General features: G+C 63.4%; 19 protein-coding genes. 13 read left to right on the top strand and 6 right to left on the bottom strand.

Annotation, left to right across the window (positions count from 1 at the left end; translation table 11 throughout):
* Positions 1–5 precede the first annotated feature (5 nt).
* Positions 6–365: a VOC family protein gene (locus tag ACX80C_RS14775; protein ID WP_459327206.1), complete on the top strand. Its 360-nt coding sequence runs from the start codon at positions 6–8 to the stop codon at positions 363–365.
* Positions 366–463: 98 nt separating this feature from the next.
* On the opposite strand, the gene ACX80C_RS14770 is transcribed toward ACX80C_RS14775, so the two are convergent.
* Together ACX80C_RS14770 and ACX80C_RS14765 are read right to left on the bottom strand one after the other, a co-directional pair.
* Positions 464–1,141: a class F sortase gene (locus ACX80C_RS14770; RefSeq protein WP_459327205.1), complete on the bottom strand. Its 678-nt coding sequence runs from the start codon at positions 1,139–1,141 to the stop codon at positions 464–466.
* Between the two features lie 16 nt (positions 1,142–1,157).
* Positions 1,158–1,946, bottom strand: a complete 789-nt coding sequence (locus tag ACX80C_RS14765; protein WP_459327204.1) for a hypothetical protein — start codon at positions 1,944–1,946, stop codon at positions 1,158–1,160.
* Positions 1,947–2,127: 181 nt separating this feature from the next.
* Here ACX80C_RS14765 and ACX80C_RS14760 point away from each other — a divergent pair, with 181 nt between their 5' ends.
* From ACX80C_RS14760 to ACX80C_RS14740, 5 genes are read left to right on the top strand one after another with little or no spacing between them, the layout of a single operon-like run.
* Complete coding sequence (locus tag ACX80C_RS14760) at positions 2,128–2,619, top strand: hypothetical protein (RefSeq protein ID WP_167991626.1); 492 nt, start codon at positions 2,128–2,130, stop codon at positions 2,617–2,619.
* Between the two features lie 36 nt (positions 2,620–2,655).
* Positions 2,656–3,492 carry an exodeoxyribonuclease III gene (locus ACX80C_RS14755; protein ID WP_459327203.1) on the top strand — a complete coding sequence of 279 codons (837 nt, stop codon included), beginning with the start codon at positions 2,656–2,658 and terminating at the stop codon, positions 3,490–3,492.
* Positions 3,493–3,504: 12 nt separating this feature from the next.
* Positions 3,505–4,560: a tryptophan--tRNA ligase gene (trpS, locus tag ACX80C_RS14750; protein ID WP_459327202.1), complete on the top strand. Its 1,056-nt coding sequence runs from the start codon at positions 3,505–3,507 to the stop codon at positions 4,558–4,560.
* A gap of 4 nt (positions 4,561–4,564) precedes the next feature.
* The gene (locus ACX80C_RS14745) at positions 4,565–5,164 is read left to right on the top strand and encodes a 2'-5' RNA ligase family protein (protein ID WP_459327201.1); all 600 of its coding nucleotides are present in this window, start codon (positions 4,565–4,567) and stop codon (positions 5,162–5,164) included.
* Complete coding sequence (locus ACX80C_RS14740; protein WP_459327200.1) at positions 5,124–6,236, top strand: YihY/virulence factor BrkB family protein; 1,113 nt, start codon at positions 5,124–5,126, stop codon at positions 6,234–6,236. Before ACX80C_RS14745 ends, ACX80C_RS14740 begins: the two co-directional genes overlap by 41 nt.
* 102 nt (positions 6,237–6,338) lie before the next feature.
* Here the strand turns inward: ACX80C_RS14740 and ACX80C_RS14735 are convergent, their stop codons facing one another.
* The 4 genes from ACX80C_RS14735 to sdhC all read right to left on the bottom strand — a co-directional run bounded on the left by ACX80C_RS14735 (position 6,339) and on the right by sdhC (position 9,823).
* Positions 6,339–7,127 (bottom strand): succinate dehydrogenase iron-sulfur subunit, encoded by a 789-nt coding sequence (locus tag ACX80C_RS14735; protein WP_459327199.1) that lies wholly within the window; start codon positions 7,125–7,127, stop codon positions 6,339–6,341.
* The gene (gene sdhA, locus ACX80C_RS14730; protein WP_459327198.1) at positions 7,127–8,905 is read right to left on the bottom strand and encodes a succinate dehydrogenase flavoprotein subunit; all 1,779 of its coding nucleotides are present in this window, start codon (positions 8,903–8,905) and stop codon (positions 7,127–7,129) included. The genes ACX80C_RS14735 and sdhA overlap by 1 nt, the downstream gene beginning before the upstream one ends.
* A 66-nt stretch (positions 8,906–8,971) precedes the next feature.
* Positions 8,972–9,439, bottom strand: coding sequence for a succinate dehydrogenase hydrophobic membrane anchor subunit (locus ACX80C_RS14725; RefSeq protein ID WP_459327197.1), 468 nt, complete (start codon positions 9,437–9,439; stop codon positions 8,972–8,974).
* Between the two features lie 3 nt (positions 9,440–9,442).
* Positions 9,443–9,823, bottom strand: a complete 381-nt coding sequence (gene sdhC, locus ACX80C_RS14720; RefSeq protein ID WP_459327196.1) for a succinate dehydrogenase, cytochrome b556 subunit — start codon at positions 9,821–9,823, stop codon at positions 9,443–9,445.
* Positions 9,824–10,048: 225 nt separating this feature from the next.
* Between sdhC and ACX80C_RS14715 the strand changes: the two genes are divergently transcribed.
* From ACX80C_RS14715 to ACX80C_RS14685, 7 genes are all read left to right on the top strand, one after another.
* A complete protein-coding gene (locus ACX80C_RS14715; RefSeq protein WP_459327195.1) occupies positions 10,049–11,170 on the top strand; it encodes a mannose-1-phosphate guanylyltransferase in 1,122 nt (373 codons plus the stop codon).
* A 66-nt stretch (positions 11,171–11,236) separates the two neighbouring features.
* Positions 11,237–12,442, top strand: a complete 1,206-nt coding sequence (locus ACX80C_RS14710) for an amidohydrolase (protein WP_459327194.1) — start codon at positions 11,237–11,239, stop codon at positions 12,440–12,442.
* A 66-nt stretch (positions 12,443–12,508) separates the two neighbouring features.
* Positions 12,509–13,543 (top strand): LLM class flavin-dependent oxidoreductase, encoded by a 1,035-nt coding sequence (locus tag ACX80C_RS14705; protein ID WP_459327193.1) that lies wholly within the window; start codon positions 12,509–12,511, stop codon positions 13,541–13,543.
* A gap of 252 nt (positions 13,544–13,795) precedes the next feature.
* Positions 13,796–14,890 carry a BMP family lipoprotein gene (locus tag ACX80C_RS14700; RefSeq protein ID WP_459327192.1) on the top strand — a complete coding sequence of 365 codons (1,095 nt, stop codon included), beginning with the start codon at positions 13,796–13,798 and terminating at the stop codon, positions 14,888–14,890.
* 153 nt (positions 14,891–15,043) lie between these two features.
* Complete coding sequence (locus tag ACX80C_RS14695) at positions 15,044–16,660, top strand: ABC transporter ATP-binding protein (RefSeq protein WP_459327191.1); 1,617 nt, start codon at positions 15,044–15,046, stop codon at positions 16,658–16,660.
* Positions 16,657–17,958, top strand: coding sequence for an ABC transporter permease (locus ACX80C_RS14690; RefSeq protein ID WP_459327190.1), 1,302 nt, complete (start codon positions 16,657–16,659; stop codon positions 17,956–17,958). Before ACX80C_RS14695 ends, ACX80C_RS14690 begins: the two co-directional genes overlap by 4 nt.
* 2 nt (positions 17,959–17,960) lie before the next feature.
* A complete protein-coding gene (locus ACX80C_RS14685) occupies positions 17,961–19,235 on the top strand; it encodes an ABC transporter permease (RefSeq protein ID WP_459327223.1) in 1,275 nt (424 codons plus the stop codon).
* Position 19,236 lies beyond the last annotated feature (1 nt).

Genomic DNA, 19,236 nt, shown 5'->3' with positions numbered 1-19,236 from the left:
GAACCATGATCGGAAAATGGCACGCCACTGTCTTTGACTGTTCCAATACGGACCAGCTCGCTTCGTTCTACGAGGACATGCTTGGGATGATCCGCGTCCAACACGACGACGACGGCTGGATCACCATCGGTGACGCCCCGGACCGTCCGGCCCTGGCCTTCCAGAGAGTGGAGGAATACACTCCGCCGAAATGGCCGGGGCAGGACCTCCCGCAGCAGGTGCACCTCGATATCCGGGTGGAGGACCTGGACGTTGCCGAGCAGAAGGTCCTCGCGCTGGGAGCCACAAGCATGGACTCCGGTACGGAGGCCTTCCGGGTTTACCTCGATCCGGCAGGGCACCCATTCTGCCTGGTCCGCTGGTGACCTGTTAAAAGCGCATCGACTCTCCCCAAATGGTTGTTTTGAGCCGCGATTCGCGCTTCATAACGACCATTTGAGGAGAGTCGATTGGGGAGGACGGGCTAGATAACCAGCGTTGCGAAGATCACGTAGTTGTCGTCGAACAGCCCCGTCGCGGGATCGTAGCCGTCGCACGTGATGAGACGGATCTCGGACTCCGGCGTGTAGCCGTAGACGGTAGCGGTGGGGAAGTCATTCTTCGGGTACTGCTCGCCTCGCGTGACCTCGAAAGTGGCGGTTGAACCGTCTGCCCGCAACACGTCAATCCGGTCACCTGGCTTCAGGCTGCGAAGGTCGGCAAAGACACCCGGTCCACCGTCCGTTGCGTTGACGTGGCCAAGCAGCACGGAAGGGCCGCGTTCGCCCGGCGTGGGTGACTGGTTGTACCAGCTCGCCGGTGCTCCCGGACCGTCCGGCGGGACCTCGAGCGAACCGTTTTCACGGATGCCCAGGGACAGCAGCTCGGAACCGGCACCGATCGAAGGGATCGTGAATGATACGGGCTCGGAGGCTTCCATTACCGGCGGAAGGGACTCAGCAGGTGCAGGCTCGGCGACCGGGGCTGTCTCCGCTACCGACGGAGCGGGCGAAGCTGGAGCGGACGAGGCGGGCGCCGTCGTCGTACTTGGCGCTTGCGCGCCGTCACTGCCGGGTGTGCTGCCGCAACCGGTCAGGATAAGAAGGGCGGCCGCCGCAGAGACTGCAAAGCCTCTGCGGCGGCCGTTGTTCGAGCTGATCATGAAATCAGATCAGTCCTTAGTTGTTGCCGCGGCGGCGAACAACGTAGGTGCCACCTGCTGCTGCAGCGAGAACCAGGCCACCACCGAGGGCGATCATGCCCAGGTTGGAGCCGGTCTGCTGCTCTACACCGGTGTCAGCGCCACCCTGAGGCATTTCACCCATCTGGGAGAGTGCCAGGGTGCCACAGAGTGCTGGTGAAGTTGCACCGAGGGGGAGCGGCTCAGCGGGCTCAGGAGTGAGATCGCTACGCGACATGAACACTTCTTCACTCACGCCGGCAGTGGCGGGATCCAGGCCGTGGACAACAACGACAGCGGTCCCGGCAGCAAGCGCGTCCAGGGTCTCTGCGTTCATCTCGAAGGTGCGCTCAACGGTGTACGAGGCACCCTGACCGCCGAGGGTCAGGTCAAGACCCGCAGCCGGGCTGGTGTCGCCGCTGGTGCTCAGCGTGGTGAGGATGCCACCGTAGAACGGAGCTCCGTCAGTGGTGGAGACAATGCCGTCACCGTTTTCGTCAGCGGCCGCGGTAGGGCAAACACCCTGTGCTCCACCGTGGATGTGCTGAACGTGCGGGTACACGGTGTCTGCATTGAGCATCGCGGCGAGGCCGGACACCTCCAGGTAGACCGTGGCCTGCTTGTCGTTGATGGTCACCGTGACGTTGCCGGAACCCGTTGTCCCGTTGAGCTGACCCAGCTCCGAGGTGTAGGTACCGTTTGCGTGGTTTGCCATCGCAGGAGCGCTTCCAAGGGCAACCATGCCCAATGCGAGAGCGGGAACTGCGAGGAGAGCCTTCTTGTTCATGATTTCCTCCGTTGTGCGAATGGGACGCGTGCATTCAAAGCCACGCATAACCCTAGTTCGACGTGCGGTGGGTCACGGATGGGTGTGAATTGAATTAAAGTTTGCTGGGTTTCCGCAGGGTGTGTTTTCGCCGGTGGTGGAAGGCGGCTTAGGGTCCAGCCTTCTTTGCGACAATGGAGGAATGCAACCACTGGGAACTTCTGGAAAGCCCGCGGGCAAGGGCCTGAGCCTGCGGATGGGCAGCATTGGAATGGCCATCATGCTGGTGGTCTTCCTTGTGGCCGTGGTCTTTGCGGCGAATGAGAACGACGTCGTCGGCTGGCTTGTCGTGATCATTTCCCTCGGATGGCTGCTTATCTTCAGCTTCGTGGTCTTCACCCTGCGTTCGGCTGCCCGCAAGGCGGGTGCCCGGATCGAGGAGTTCAACCGTGCGGCCGGCGGCGGCATGGCTGGCCCGGGTTCCTCCCCCCGTTCGTCGGCGATGCGGGATGAGAAGCTGGACCACAGCTTCAAGATCGTCCAGGTGCAGGCGAGGGTTATCCGCGATCATCTGGGCAAAGACGAGGGCATGGTGGACCGCGCAATCGAGACCATCGAGATCACCTCCCACAACGCGCGCAGCATGATGAAAAACAACGACGACGGCCCTGTCGAGGGCACGGTCGTAGATTAGCCGCTGGTCTCTGACCCCTCCGGTAAGGTTGATTGGGTGAGTTTGGCACCAACCCCTGAGAGCACTAAGCACCCTGATGCCCTGCGCGTTGCCACGGTGAACGTAAACGGTATCCGCGCCGCCTACCGGCGGGGGATGCAGGAATGGCTCGCTGCCCGGGACGTCGACATCCTGTGCCTGCAGGAGGTGCGTGCGCCGGATGAGATAGTGCGGGGCCTCCTCGGTGATTCCTGGCACATCGTCCACGCGGAAGCAGCGGCCAAAGGACGCGCGGGTGTGGCCATCGCATCCCGTGCAGCTCCCATCGCCACGCGCGAGCACATCGGTGACGCATACTTCGCCACCGCGGGCCGTTGGGTGGAAGCGGACTTCGAGTTCGACGGCGCGAAGGTCACCGTTGCCAGTGCCTATGTCCATTCCGGTGAGGCGGGATCGCCGCAGCAGGAGGACAAGTACCGGTTCCTCGACCTGATGACGGCACGCCTTACGGACCTGCGCGGCACACGGGACCACGCCCTTGTGGTGGGAGACCTCAACGTCGGCCACACCACCCTGGACATCCGTAATTGGAAGGGCAATCTGAAGAAGGCGGGCTTCCTGCCGGAGGAACGCGCCTATTTCGATCACTTCTTCAGCGAGTCTGTTGGCTGGGTGGATGTTCACCGCACCCTTGCCGGTGAGATCGACGGCCCGTACACGTGGTGGTCCTGGCGCGGCAAGGCATTCGACAACGACGCCGGGTGGCGCATCGACTACCACCTCGCCACCCCGGAACTTGCAGCATCAGCTCTCCACGCCGTCGTTGACCGTGCCCACTCGTGGGAAGCCAGGTTCTCGGACCACGCCCCGCTCGTCGTCGACTACAAGCTTTAGGACCGCACCAACATGACCTCAGCACCTCCAAGCAGTCCCGCGCAGCGCCAGCGGGTGCTCTCCGGCATGCAGCCCTCGGGCAGCTCCCTCCATCTCGGGAATTACCTCGGAGCACTCATCCAGTGGGTCCGGATGCAGGAGAGCTACGACGCCATCTATTTCATCCCGGACCTGCACGCCATCACCGTGCCCCAGGACCCGGCCGAGCTGGCCGAGCGCACCCGGTTGACCGCTGCGCAGTACATCGCGGGCGGCGTGGACGTGAACCGTTGCACCCTGTTCGTCCAGTCCCACGTTCCGGAGCATGCCCAGCTGGCGTGGGTCCTGAACTGCCTGACCGGGTTCGGCGAAGCATCGCGGATGACGCAGTTCAAGGACAAGTCTTTGAAGCAGGGAGCTGACTCCACCTCGGTTGGTCTCTTCACGTACCCGGTCCTGCAGGCGGCGGACATCCTGCTGTACCAACCCGAGGGCGTACCGGTGGGGGAGGACCAGAGGCAGCACATCGAACTGAGCCGCGATCTTGCACAGCGTTTCAACACCCGTTTCGGGGAAACGTTCGTGGTGCCGAAGCCGTTCATCCAGAAGGAATCGGCCAAGATTTACGACCTCCAGAACCCCACCGCGAAGATGTCCAAGTCCGCCAGCTCTGCCGCCGGGCTGATCAACATCATGGACGAACCCAAGGTGACGGCGAAGCGCATCAAGTCAGCGGTCACGGATGACGGCACAGAGATCCGCTTCGACCGCGAGGGCAAGCCCGGCGTTTCCAACCTGCTCTCCATCTACTCGCTGATGACGGGGAAGGACATGGACGACGTCGTCGGGCACTTTGAGGGCCGCCTGTACGGTCACCTGAAGGTCGAGTTGGCAGACGTCGTCGTCGATCGTCTGGAGCCGATCAGGAGCCGCGCACTGGAACTGCTGGCCGATCCGGCCGAGCTTGACCGGCTGCTTGCCGTCGGTGCAGCGAAGGCCCGCGAGATTGCGTCCGTCACGCTTGCGGATGTGTTCAGCAAGGTCGGCTTCCTCCCCGCCGCAGACCGCGGACCGGTGGGTGCCCGCTAACATCATGAGCCGGCCCGTCAGCGATATCAGCCAACCGACCTACGTGGTGGGTCGGCGCGCTGTGGAAGGCAACAGCGTAGGGGTGGTCATCGCCATTCCTGAGCCGATTGCCGGTGAATTGGAACGGTGGCGTGCGTCCTTCGGGGACCCGATGGCGGCGCTCGTCCCGCCGCACATCACGCTAATTACGACGACGCCGGCAACCGACTGGCCGGAGACCATCCGGCACGTCCGTGAGGTCGCGGCCTCGCAGCGATCCTTCACCGTCACGTTGAAGAGCACCGGTACCTTCCGTCCGCTCACGCCCGTGGTCTATGTGAACGTCACGGAGGGCTTCGAGTCCTGTGTGGAGCTTCACCGCCGTTTGCAGGCCGGGCCCCTGAAACGGGAACTCGAGTATCCGTTCCACCCACACGTCACCGTGGCGCATGACGTCAGCGAGGCGAGCATGGATTCCGCCGAGGACTCCCTCGACGACTTCGAGGCGTCCTTCACCGTACGTACCATGGGACTGTACGAGCACGATATTACGGGCGTCTGGAAACTACGGGAAGAGCTCATCTTTGGCCAAAACACTGCCGCCGGCAAAGAAGCAGACGCCTGACACACCGTTCCCCACCGAGCGGGTCCAACTGACGCTGAAAGTACTGCGGGCCCGCGGGGAACTTGGCCGGATACGGCGGGAAAAGGGCGGGGGAGTGCCCGTCATCGCGGCCACTTTTCAGTACCTGCTCGCCAAACTGTATGCCTTGCGGCCCATGCGCGCGTTCCAGTTGTACACCATGCGCCACGGGCCGCTGATGGCTGCCGGCATCGCGTACAACATGTTCTTTGCCATCGCGGCGCTGCTGGTGGTCGGGTTCTCGATTCTCGGGCTGGTGGTGACCGGGGATGAGAACCTGCAGAGCCTCATCGTCCGGACCGTCGATTCCACGACCCCGGGCCTTATTGACACTGACGGGGATGAAGCGACCAGAACCGGCATCGCGACGCCTGAGCAGCTGTTCGGCCTGGAATCCAAACTGGGCATCACCCTTCTTATTTCAACGGTTGTCATGCTCCTCACCTCTCTGCGTTGGATCGGGGGCATCCGGGAGGGCATGCGCGGGATCTTCGATTTGCCGCCCGTCCAGGCGAACCCGGTGCTGGTGAAGCTGAAGGACCTCGTTATCCTGCTGGTCCTGGCCGTGGCATTGATAATGACCACGGCCGTCGGACTGCTCGCCAACACTGTCCTGGATCTGGTGCTGCAGTGGCTCGGTCTGAGCGACGCCGCCAAGCCGCTGACGCAGGTCGCCGGAGCTGTGGTGACACTCCTGCTCGACACACTGGTGGCCGTAATTCTGTTCAAGTCCGCGTCAGCCGTGGAGATGCCCCGCCGCGTACTCCTGCAGGCAGCCCTGATCGCAGGCGTGGGCAGTACTGTGCTGCGCACTTTCAGCACGCTGCTGCTTGCGAACGTTGACCGGAATCCGCTGCTGGCCGGCTCCGCTGTGATTCTCGGCCTCTTCGTGTGGTTCTTCCTGCTCAGCCAGATATACCTGCTGGCCACGGCTTGGGGCGCTATCGGTACCGCCGACGCCCGGTCCGCCCGGATCCAGGCCCGGGGTGGCCGCGCCAGATCGCTGCGCCAGCGCAGCCGCGCCGCCCGCGCAGCAGAAGCCTCGGGCACCTAGCCGGGCAGGGGCAGCCACCGGGGGAGCAAGAAACGTCCAGGGAACGACGACGGCGCGTGGCCGCCTCACAGGGCCACGCGCCGTCGTCGTACTGTTTTGAATCTAGATCTTGCGGGTGAGGATGGCTTGCTTGACCTCAGCGATTGCCTGCGTGACCTGGATGCCGCGGGGGCAGGCCTCGGAACAGTTGAAAGTGGTGCGGCAGCGCCACACGCCTTCCTTGTCGTTGAGGATTTCCAGGCGCATGTCGCCGGCGTCGTCACGGGAATCGAAGATGAAGCGGTGCGCGTTGACGATCGCGGCGGGGCCGAAGTACTGGCCGTCGGTCCAGAAGACCGGGCAGGACGAGGTGCACGCGGCGCAGAGGATGCACTTGGTGGTGTCGTCGAAGCGTTCACGTTCCTCGGCGGACTGCAGGCGTTCCTTGGTGGGCTCATGTCCGCGGTTCACGAGGAACGGCATGATCTCCCGGTAGGACTGGAAGAAGGGCTCCATGTCCACGATCAGGTCCTTCTCAACCGGAAGGCCCTTGATGGGTTCCACGAGGATGGGCTTGGAGGTGTCCAGGTCCTTCAGCAGGGTTTTACAGGCCAGGCGGTTGCGCCCGTTGATGCGCATGGCATCCGAGCCGCAGACACCGTGCGCGCAGGAGCGGCGGAACGAGACCGTGCCGTCGTGCTCCCATTTGACCTTGTGCAGTGCATCCAGCACGCGGTCCGTGCCGTACATGGTGAGCTTCCACTCGTCCCAGTGCACCTCATCGGAGACCTCGGGGTTGTAGCGGCGGACCTTCAGCGTGATGTCGAAGGTGGGGATTTCTCCGCCGCCGCCAACACCGGGAGCGAGGTCAACCTTGGAGGCCGGTTCTTTTTCGACAGTTTCGGTGCTCATTAGTACTTACGCTCCATGGGCTGGTAACGGGTGAAGACTACCGGTTTGGTCTCAAGGCGCACCCCGCTGGTTTCAGTGGCGGAGGCATCCTTGTAGGCCATGGAATGGGTCATGAAATTCTCGTCGTCGCGCTCCGGGAAGTCCTCACGGAAGTGGCCGCCGCGGGACTCCTGGCGGTGCAGGGCCGCTGCTGTCATGACCTTGGCCATGTCCAGCAGGAAGCCCAGCTCCACTGCTTCGAGGAGATCAAGGTTGAAGCGCCTGCCCTTGTCCTGGACGGTTACGCGGGTGTAGCGCTCCTCCAGTTTGTCGATGACTTCGAGGGCTTCCTTCAACGTCTGCTCGGTACGGAAAACCTGGACGTTGGCGTCCATGATGTCCTGCAGTTCCTGACGGATCTGCGCTACGCGCTCCCCGCCCTCCGAGCTCCGCATGGTGTCCAGGAGGCGCTCGGTCTCGACCAGCGGGTTGTCCGGGATCTCGACGAACTCTGCAGTTGTGGCGTACTCGGCGGCCGCGATGCCCGCGCGCTTACCGAAGACGTTGATGTCCAGCAGCGAGTTGGTGCCCAGACGGTTGGAGCCGTGTACCGAGACGCAGGCCACCTCACCGGCGGCGTAAAGACCCGGGACAACGGTGTCATTGTCCTGAAGGACCTCCGCCTTGATGTTGGTGGGGATGCCGCCCATGGCGTAGTGCGCCGTCGGGAAGACGGGCACCGGCTCGGTGTAGGGCTCGACGCCGAGGTAGGTGCGCGCAAACTCGGTGATGTCTGGCAGTTTTGCGTCGATGTGCGCGGGCTCGAGGTGGGTCAGGTCCAGCAGGACATAGTCCTTGTTCGGACCGGCGCCGCGGCCTTCGCGCACTTCGTTGGCCATGGAACGGGCCACGATGTCGCGGGGAGCGAGGTCCTTGATGGTGGGGGCGTAACGTTCCATGAAACGTTCACCCTCGGAGTTGCGCAGGATTGCGCCTTCGCCTCGGGCCGCCTCTGAGAGCAGGATTCCCAGCCCAGCCAGTCCGGTGGGATGGAACTGGAAGAACTCCATGTCCTCGAGGGGGATTCCGCGGCGGAAAGCGATGCCCATGCCGTCACCGGTGAGGGTGTGTGCATTGGAGGTTGTCTTGAAGACCTTGCCCACGCCGCCTGAGGCAAAGACAACGGACTTGGCATGGAAGACGTGCAGTTCACCGGTGGCCAGGTCATACGAAACGACGCCGGCAACGCGCTTCTGAATGCGCGTCTTGCCCTCGACGGTGACTTCCTCATCCACTGTGAGCATGTCCAGTACGTAGTACTCGTTGAAGAACTCGACGTTGTGCTTCACGCAGTTCTGGTACAGCGTCTGCAGGATCATGTGGCCGGTGCGGTCCGCGGCATAGCAGGCGCGGCGGACGGGGGCCTTGCCGTGGTCCCGGGTGTGGCCGCCGAAACGGCGCTGGTCGATCCGGCCTTCGGGCGTGCGGTTGAAGGGCAGCCCCATCTTCTCAAGGTCCAGCACCGCGTCGATGGCTTCCTTCGCCATTACCTCGGCGGCGTCCTGGTCAACGAGGTAGTCGCCGCCCTTGACGGTGTCGAAGGTGTGCCATTCCCAGTTGTCCTCTTCGACATTGGCGAGCGCCGCACACATACCGCCCTGCGCCGCACCGGTGTGCGAACGCGTGGGGTAGAGCTTGGTCAGTACAGCCGTCCTTGCGCGCTGGCCGGATTCGATCGCGGCGCGCATGCCGGCGCCGCCGGCGCCAACAATAACGACGTCGTACTTGTGGACCTGCATACCTGTGCTCTTTCTGTCGAAATCCAGTCGATATCTAGGGTGCGGGCTAAGTGCCCGAGGCGGCAGCTAGGGTGCCGGGCAGTAATCCGCCACGTGCGGAACGCCATTGATGACAGGGCAGGGGTCGAAGGTGAAGATCACCAGGGTGCCCAGCACGACGATGACGACGGTGGCCACGTAGAGAACGCTCTTCAGCCAGAACCGGGTGGAGTCCTTTTCCGCGTAGTCGTTGATGATCACGCGGACGCCGTTGGTGCCGTGCAGCATTGCCAGCCAGAGCATGACCAGGTCCCAGACCTGCCACAGGGGATCGGCCCACTTGCCGGCCACGAAACCGAAGTCGACACCCTCGATGCCGTCACCGGCGATCATGCTGGTCCAGAGGTGGACGAAGATCAGGACAACCAGGACAACACCGGAGAGCCGCATGAACAACCACGCGAACATTTCGAAGTTGCCCTTGGAGGAGCCGGTACGCCGGTACTGGGGAGAAATACGGCCCGAACGCGGTGTTTCAACAATGGGAGCTGCCATGGTTTAGTGACCTCCGAATACCACAGAGAGATGGCGGATAGAGAAGGCGATCATGGTGACCGCCCAGAGCCCGACAACCACCCACAGCATCTGGCGCTGGTACTTCGGACCCTTCTTCCAGAAGTCCACGAGAACCACGCGAAGTCCGTTGAAGGCGTGGAAGACGATCGCTGCGACCAGTCCCAGCTCTCCAAGGCCCATGAGGGGGTTCTTGTAGGACTCGATGACGACGTTGTAAGCCTCGGGAGATACCCGTACCAGCGAGGTGTCGAGCACATGCACCAGTAGGAAAAAGAAGATCACGACGCCGGTAATACGATGCGCAACCCAGGACCACTGGCCTTCACGGCCGCGGTAAAGGGTGCCTGCTGGTGTCTTCGACACTGAAAAACCTCCCTGTGTCGCCTGGACGTCAGCGCGTCTTCCGCGCTGCAATGTCGCCTAAGCGAGAGCACTCTTCAAACAAGCCTAATCTAGGTTCCTCGCCAGGGGTGTTCAATTTAGGGCGCCCTACGCTGTGACTTTGTTAACAGGTCAAAGTGGCCCTTGAACACGGTAAGTACGGCTTCCAGTCGAGCGCGGAGGCTTCCCTGCATTAATGTGGGATCGATGAGTACTTCAGAGCACAGCCCACTGGACCGCTTTCACGGTGTGATCCCGGCCGGCGGCACCGGAACCAGACTGTGGCCCCTGTCCAGGGCGGCCGCCCCCAAGTTCCTGCACGACCTCACGGGGTCCGGCAGCACGCTGATCCGCGCCACCTTCGAGCGGCTCCACCCCCTGAGCGGTAAGCGGATCATGGTCGTCACCGGCAAGGCGCACCGCCGGGCCGTGCTTAGTCAGCTGCCGGAGCTGAAGGATTCGAACCTTGTCCTCGAGAGCGAGCCCAAAGACTCGGGTGCGGCGATCGGTCTCGCGGCCGCCATTCTCTACCGGCGCGATCCGGACACCATCATGGGATCCTTCGCTGCCGACCAGGTGATCGCACCGGTCGAGGAGTTCCAGGCTGCCGTCCGGGAAGCGGTTTACACCGCTGCCGAGGGATACATCGTCACGATCGGTATCCGTCCCACGCACCCGTCGACGGGCTTCGGCTACATCCGGGCAGGTGAAGCGCTGAACATTGCGTCGGCCCCCAGCGCCCATTCCGTCATCGAATTCGTCGAGAAGCCGTCCGTCGGAGTTGCGCGAGAGTACCTGGACAGCGGCAAGTACAGCTGGAACGCGGGTATGTTCGTGGCCCCGGTGGCCCTGATGCTCAAACACCTCGAGGCCAACGAGCCCACCCTGTATGCCGGGCTGACGGAGATCGCCGAGGCCTGGGACACCCGCTCCCGTAATGAAGTGGCGCGCCGCGTGTGGCCCACGCTCCCGAAGATCGCCATCGACTACGCGGTTGCCGAACCTGCCGCCGCGGCGGGTGACGTCGCCATGATCCCAGGAAACTTCAGCTGGGACGACGTCGGCGACTTCGCTGCTATCGGCAGGCTCAACCCCGCGATGGAGAACAGTGAACTCACGGTGATGGGGGAGGGTGCGAGGGTGTTCTCGGAGAACGCTTCCGGGATCGTGGTTTCCGATACCAAGCGGGTGATCGCGCTGATCGGAATCGACGACGTCGTCATCGTCGATACCCCCGACGCACTGCTGGTGACCACCAAGGAACACGCCCAGGAAGTGAAGAAGGCGGTCGAGTCCCTCAGGGCGAGCGGCGACGTCGACGTCCTTTAGGCGCGTCGGCGACGCACAATGACGCCCGGTTGGGGCTGTCCCATCACCGTTGGATAGGCTGGTTCAGTGCAGAAGACTCCCACCGAACCCCTCGTTGTTCCCCAAATCGGAGTGTGGGTAGCGCCGCTGCTGGATGAGCTGACCAGGTTCCGGCGTGACCTTCACGCAAATCCCGAGCTCTCGCACAAGGAGTACCGCACCACAGACCGGCTCGTAGAGCGTCTGGAGGCAGCAGGCCTGCAGCCCAAGCGGCTGGAGAACACCGGCCTGTTCGTGGACATCGGCCAGGGGGAGCTGAGAATCGGCCTGCGCGCGGATATTGACGCGCTGCCCATTCTTGAGGAAACCGAGCTGCCGTACTCATCGACTAACACGGGTATTGCCCACGCCTGCGGCCACGACATCCATACCACCGTGATGCTCGGGGTTGCACTCGTACTGGCCAAGATCGATGCAGAGTCACCCCTCAGCGGGCGGATCCGGGTCATCTTCCAGCCTGCCGAGGAAACCATGCCCGGAGGTGCGCTGGACGTCATCGCCCAGGGCGTCCTTGATGAGGTGCCACGCATCCTCGCGCTGCACTGCGACCCGCGCATCGACGTCGGGCTGGTTGGCACGCGCATCGGTGCGATCACGTCGGCCTCTGACACTGTCAGGGTTGAACTGAGTGGCCGCGGCGGTCACACGTCCCGCCCGCACCTGACCGAGGACCTCGTCTTCGCCCTCGCCCACATTGCCGCGAACGTGCCCGCGGTCCTTTCCCGCAGGATCGATGTGCGCAGCGCCGTGTCGGTTGTCTGGGGCCAGATTCATGCCGGCTCCGCACCGAACGCGATTCCCGCCCATGGCTTCATGTCCGGCACCATGCGGTGCCTCGACGGTGAGGCCTGGGAAGCTGCCGGTGACCTCATGGACCACACCGTGCGGCAGTTGGCAGCTCCTTTCGGCGTCGAGGTGAAGATCGAACACACACGCGGCGTCCCTCCCGTGGTGAACACCGAGGCTGAGACGGGCCTGATCGAGGCTGCTACGCGGGCCGAGTTGGGGCCCGAGGCGGTGGTGCTGACACCGCAGTCGATGGGCGGGGAAGATTTCGCCTGGATGACCCAGAAGGTACCCGGCGCCATGATGCGGCTGGGAACGCGCAGCCATGGCGGCGAGACCTATGACCTGCATCGCGGAGATTACATTCCGGACGAACACGCGATCGGCTGTGGCGTCCGTGTGATGGCGGCCGCAGCGATGCGCGCTGTGCTCGGCCTGCGCCACTAGGGGCTTGAACGAACACTCCCGCCTCCGCCGGGAATGCGTACGCCCGAAGTCCGGTTGGCACAACACGTGAGCAGCTCCACCGGAAACCGTGTCCCCCTGTCCGTCCTCGACCTCGCGACTGTTGGCGTCGGCAGAACCAGCGCCCAGGCGCTCGCCGACAGTACCCGGCTCGCACAGGAAGCCGATCGTCTGGGATTCACCCGGTTCTGGGTTGCGGAGCATCACAACATGCCATCCGTGGCATCCACGAGCCCGGCGGTCCTGATCGCCCACCTCGGAGCGCACACCGAGCGGATTCGCCTCGGGTCCGGCGGGGTCATGCTGCCCAACCATGCCCCATTTGTTGTCGCGGAGCAGTTCGCGCTGCTCGAAGCCCTTCAGCCCGGACGTGTGGACCTCGGCATCGGCCGCGCTCCTGGAACTGACCAGATGACAGCGATGGCATTGCGCCGCCAGGTTGATGGACTCGGCGTTGAGGAGTTCCCCCAACACGTGCTCGAAGTCCTCGGACTCCTAGGGGATAACCGCACGCCTGAGAGGGCGGCGAGGCTGGCAGCCACGCCCGCGGCGTCGTCGTTCCCGGAAGTCTGGCTCCTCGGATCCAGCGCATACTCCGCCCAGCTGGCCGGGATGCTGGGACTGCGGTACAGCTACGCCCACCACTTCGGGAACGAGGACCCGGCGGCCGTCATGCGGTTGTACCGGTCCAATTTCCAGCCCTCGCCGGTGCTCGCGGAACCCTATGCAATGCTCGCGACCTCCGCCCTCACCGCCGAAACCGAGGAGGAAGCCCGGTACCTCGCCGGTCCGGCGCAGGTCATGGCACTGTCGCTGCGTTCAGGACGGCCCGCTCCCATCGTGTCCCCGCAGGATGCCGCCGAGCGCGTCCTGACGGAGCAGGAGCAGGCGATGCTCCAGCACCTTCCCGCGATCAAGACGGTCGGCACTCCTGGGCAGGTCACGGCGCGGCTGAAAGAGCTGGTGGAGATCACCGGCGCGCAGGAGCTGATGATCACCGGAACAACGTACGACGTCGGCAGCCGGGTTGATTCCCTGGCCCACCTGAGTGCCGCGTGGGACCTCGCCCGGGCAACCCGTTGAGACGAAACCTACCCGTAGGTAACAAAACTTGAACAATATGGGTGCTCGAGGTGGGTTTTGGTAGTGTGCCCGGTCACTCCCCGTTAGAGTAAGCTGCATCATCGAGTCCCGATTGAGGCGGGACCGGCGCCACGAATATCAATGAAAACAGAGCTTCGATGCCAATGAAGGCATCGCAAACGGACACTCATTGGGATCTGGGTCGTGGGCTTATTTCTTATCGGAGGAACATTGAAGAATTCACGGAGTTTGATGGGGCGCCGCACCGGCATGTCCGTTGCAGCACTCGGAGCAGCAGCCCTTCTTCTCGCAGGCTGCGGTGCGCCGCCGGCCGAAACCGATGGCGGCGGCGGAGCTGAACCGCCTGCCGGCGCGAGTGACTACACCGGCTGCATCGTCTCGGACTCTGGCGGTTTCGACGACCAGTCGTTCAACCAGTCAGCGTACGAGGGCCTGCTCGCGGCTGAAGAAGCGCTGGGTATCGACACCCAGGAGGCAGAATCCCAGGCGGAGACAGACTTCACCCCGAACGTGAACTCAATGGTCACCTCCGGCTGCAACCTGATCGTGACTGTCGGATTCCTGCTTTCGGCAACAACGGCGGAGGCCGCTGAAGCCAACCCCGACACCAACTTCGCCATCGTGGACGACGCGCAGATTGACCTGCCGAACGTCAAGCCGATCATCTATGACACGGCTCAGGCCGCATTCATGGCAGGTTACCTGGCTGCCGGAACCACTGAAACGGGCAGGGTCGCAACCTACGGTGGTATCCAGATTCCCACCGTGACCATCTTCATGGACGGTTTCGCTGACGGTGTCGCCTACTACAACGAGCAGAAGGACGCCGATGTCCAACTCCTCGGGTGGGACAAGGAAGCACAGACCGGCACGTTCATCGGTGACTTCGAGAACCAGGCCGCAGGCAAGACCAACACGCAGAACTTCATCAATGAGGGCGCGGACATCATCATGCCGGTAGCCGGCCCCGTCGGCCTCGGCACCATCGAAGCTGTAGAGGAAGCCAATACAGACGGCGGCACCAACAAGGTCATCTGGGTTGACTCCGACGGCTTCCTGACCGTCGAGTCCGGGACCGAATACATCCTCACCTCTGTCATGAAGCTCATGGGCGAGGCAGTCGAGCAGGTCATCACTGAGGACGTCGAAGGCAACTTCAGCAGTGAGCCGTACGTCGGCACCCTTGAAAATGGCGGCGTTGCACTTGCTCCGTTCCACGATCAGGAGGAAGCCGTAGCGGACGAGATGGCAGCTGAACTCGAGGAGATCAAGGCGAGCATCATCTCCGGCGACATCACAGTTGAGTCTGAGGCAAGCCCCCAGTAACACCGCAGCAGAACGCGCCGCCCGCTCCCCAAAAGGTCCAACGGACCCAAGGAGCGGGCGGCGTGTTTCGCGCTACGGTTGAAATTGGAATCCTTGGAGGGTGCTCACCGGGTACCGTCCAGATACCTCCTATAGGACAGGTTGGTTGGGGTTGTGAAACTCGAACTGCAGGGAATCACCAAGCGATTTGGGTCCCTCGTTGCCAATGACAATATTGATCTGGTGGTGAACCCCGGTCAGGTGCACTGCCTCCTCGGGGAAAACGGCGCGGGTAAGTCAACTCTGATGAACGTGCTCTACGGGCTGTATGAGCCGTCCGAGGGTCGCATCCTTGTGGATGGCAAGCCCGTGACGTTCCGCGGTCCCGGAGATGCCATGGCGGCAGGAATCGGCATGGTCCATCAGCACTTCATGCTTATCCCGGTCTTCACCGTGGCAGAGAACGTGGCGCTCGGAAACGAGCACACGAAGGCGGGCGGCGTTCTGGATCTCGGAAAGACACGTGAGCGTATCCGCGAGATTTCCGATCGCTACGGGTTCGACGTTGATCCAGATGCCCTCGTTGAAGACCTCCCCGTGGGCGTCCAGCAGCGTGTGGAGATCATCAAGGCCCTCGTGCGCAAAGCGGAGGTGCTGATCCTGGATGAACCCACCGCGGTCCTGACACCGCAGGAGACTGATGAACTGATCCAGATCATCGAGGAATTGAAGACCGGCGGCACGGCTATCGTCTTCATCTCCCACAAGCTGCGCGAAGTCAAGGCCGTCTCGGACGTCATCACCGTGATCCGCCGCGGCGCCGTCGTTGGCACCGTCGAGCCCACCGCGACCACCAGTGACCTCGCCTCAATGATGGTGGGACGGCAGGTGAGCCTGAGCCTGAACAAGGCACCGGCCACACCGGGTGAAACCACCTTCCAGGTCAGCAACCTCACAGTGGCGGGCCCAAGCGGCCAGAAACTTGTTGACAGCGTCAGCTTCGAGATCGCCAAGGGCGAGATCGTCGCCGTCGCCGGTGTCCAGGGAAACGGGCAGACCGAGCTGACCGAGGCGATCCTGGGCCTCCACCCGCATGCCACGGGCTCCGTCCAGCTCGGCGGCAAGGAGTTGCTGGGCAAGCGGGTCAAGGACATCATCCGCGAGGGCGTGGGGTTTGTGCCCGAGGACAGGAAAGTTGACGGGCTGGTGGGTAGCTTCTCCATCGCCGAGAACATGATCCTGAACTGGTACAACGAGGCACCCTTCGCCAAAGGCCTGGCGATGAAGCCGGCAGTGGTGCTCAAGAACGCGCAGGAGAAGGTTGCTGAGTTCGACGTCCGTACCCAGAGCGCCGAAGCGCCGGTGAGCACGCTCTCCGGCGGTAACCAGCAGAAGGTGGTCCTAGCGCGGGAACTATCCCGGCCGTTGAACCTCTTCATCGCCTCGCAGCCCACCCGCGGCGTGGATGTCGGCTCGATCGAGTTCCTGCACAAGCGCATCGTTGCCGAACGTGATTCCGGCACTCCCGTCATGATCGTCTCAACTGAACTCGACGAGATCAGCGAACTGGCAGACCGCATCGCGGTGCTACATGGCGGGCAGCTCATGGGAGTTGTTCCCGGCGACACCTCCCGCGACGTCCTCGGCCTCATGATGGCAGGAATGACGGCGGAGGAAGCGTTGCGGCAAAGTCCGGACCAGAACGGGTCCACAGACGACGCAGCCCACACAGAAGACCCGGTTACAGGGCACGGCCGTCGCGCCGCGACGTCGAAGGAGGATGGCCAGTGAGCGCCGACAACCGAGGTTCCAACACCGCCGCCGAAAGCACGGCCGCACCGCCTCCCGCACCCGGCACCGGCGATACGACGCCGGCACCCGAGGACCACGACCGCGGACGCGGGGTACTGCAGAGCATTGTCAGCGGCTCATCGCTGGTGGCGATCCTCGCCGTCGTACTCTCGATCATCCTCGGCGGGATCCTCATTGCCCTCACCGATGAGGATGTCGCAGCCGCGTCGTCGTACTTCTTCAGCCGTCCGACCGACACCCTCGCCGCGGCGTGGGAAGCTGCCAGCGGCGCCTATGTCGCGCTGTTCCAGGGGGCGGTGTTCAACCCGCGCGCTGATTCGTTGGCGCTGATGTTCCGTCCGCTGACCGAAACCCTGACCGTCGCAACGCCGCTGGTCCTGGCCGGTCTCGGCGTGGCCGTGGCATTCCGGGCGGGCCTGTTCAACATCGGCGCGCAGGGGCAGATCATCCTCGGCGCGATGTTCGCAGGCTGGATCGGTTTCTCCTGGCACCTGCCGTTTGGCATCCACCTGCTGTTCGTGGTGATCGCGGGCTTCATCGGCGGTGCGTTGTGGGGCCTGATCCCGGGCATCCTCAAGGCGCGCACCGGCGCGCACGAGGTGATCGTGACGATCATGCTGAACTACATCGCGATCAACCTTGTTGGTTACTTCCTGACCACGCCCTCGTTCCAGAACCCGGGCTCAGCGAATCCTATCAGCCCCCGGCTCGATGAAACGGCGGTGTTCCCGCAGATCCTCGGCCCGCAGTTCCGACTCCACCTCGGTTTCCTCATCGCCGTGGCTGCCACCTACGGCTTGTGGTGGCTGCTCAACCGCTCCACCGTCGGGTTCGAACTGCGCGCAGTCGGCGCCAACCCGTTCGCTGCACGAACGGCGGGGATCAGCGTCACCAAGGGCTACGTCGTCGTCATGATGCTCGCCGGCGGACTTGCCGGGCTTGCTGGTGTTGCACAGGTGGCCGGCACCGAGCAGGTACTGACGGCCGGGATCGCCGCGAGCTTCGGTTTCGATGCCATTACGGTTGCGCTGCTGGGCCGCTCGCACCCCTGGGGCGTGTTCGCGGCGGGTGTCCTCTTCGGTGCCTTCCGCGCCGGCGGGGTGCAGATGCAGACGCTTACCGGAACACCCATCGACATTGTCCTGGTGGTGCAGTCACTGATTGTCCTGTTCATCGCCGCCCCACCGCTGGTGAAGGCGATCTTCCGGATCGACCGCAAGAAGAAGACCGGCAACCGCAAGAGCCGGAAAGCCGAAGCCGCCGGAGGTGCAGCATGAGCATGGCAGCAACCGTGACCGATACGCGCGTATCGGGGTCAGGCCGTAATTGGAAGGCGCCCATCGGCTTCGGCATCGGCGCGCTGGCCGCGCTGATCGTCTTCGCACTCGGTGGCCCATCAACCACCGCCGTCTTCCGTGTCTCCGATGATTCGGACCGGTTCCGTCTCGCGGACCTCGTGTTGCCCGCGAACGTTGTGGGCTGGGTTGTAGCGGTTGCCCTTGCCGGTATTGCCGTTTATTCGTTCCTGCAGGCCCGCAAGGGTGAAAAGATCAACCGCTGGTTCGGTATCGCGTATGCGGTCCTGTTCGTGGTCGGCTTTCTCACCTGGGTTGTGGGGATCGCGGACCGGCCCACCATTTCCCTCGCCGGCCTGGTGGCAGGGTCGGTGACCCTCGCCATCCCGCTGATCTTCGGTTCCCTCTCCGGCGTATTGTGCGAGCGGGTGGGCGTCGTCAACATCGCTATCGAGGGCCAACTGCTCTCCGGTGCGTTCGCCGCCGCGGTGGCTGCATCGGTGTCCGGCAACGCCTACGTGGGACTGTTCGCGGCGGCGTTTGCCGGCGTGCTCGTTTCGCTGGTTCTGGCACTGTTCAGCATCAAGTACCTGGTGAACCAGATCATTGTGGGCGTTGTCCTGAACGTGTTGGTCTCCGGCTTGACCGGGTTCCTGGCGTCGACGCTGCTGAGCCGCGATTCGGAAACCTTCAATTCACCGCCGAGCCTGCCCGACGTGCGCATACCGCTGCTCGCGGACATCCCGGTGATCGGACCCATCCTGTTCAACCAGACCATCGTCGGCTACATCATGTACGCCGCCGTGATCATCATCTGGCTTGGGCTCTACCGCACCCGCTGGGGCCTTCGGGTGCGCGCCGTCGGAGAGCACCCGCAGGCCGCGGACACCATGGGCATCAAAGTCAACTCCACCCGGTTCTGGAACGTCCTGCTCGGTGGAGCGGTTGCCGGTTTCGGCGGCGCTTTCTTCACCCTGGTCTCGGTCAGCACGTTCACCCGCGACATGACGGCCGGCCAGGGTTACATCGCCCTCGCAGCGCTGATCTTCGGGCGCTGGAATCCGATCGGCGCGTTCTTCGCAGCGCTCCTGTTCGGTTTCGCGACTAACCTTCGCTTTGTGCTCTCGATAATCGGCACGGACGTACCGAGCCAATTTCTGGCCATGCTCCCGTACATCGTGACCATCGCGGCGGTCGCCGGACTCGTCGGCCGGTCCCGACCGCCGGCTGCAAGCGGCGTCCCGTACGTCAAGGAGTAAC

The sequence above is a fragment of the Arthrobacter tecti genome (assembly GCF_054511355.1).
The sequence above is the reverse complement of the archived record's forward strand: the minus strand, read 5'-3'. Positions and strand labels throughout refer to the sequence as shown.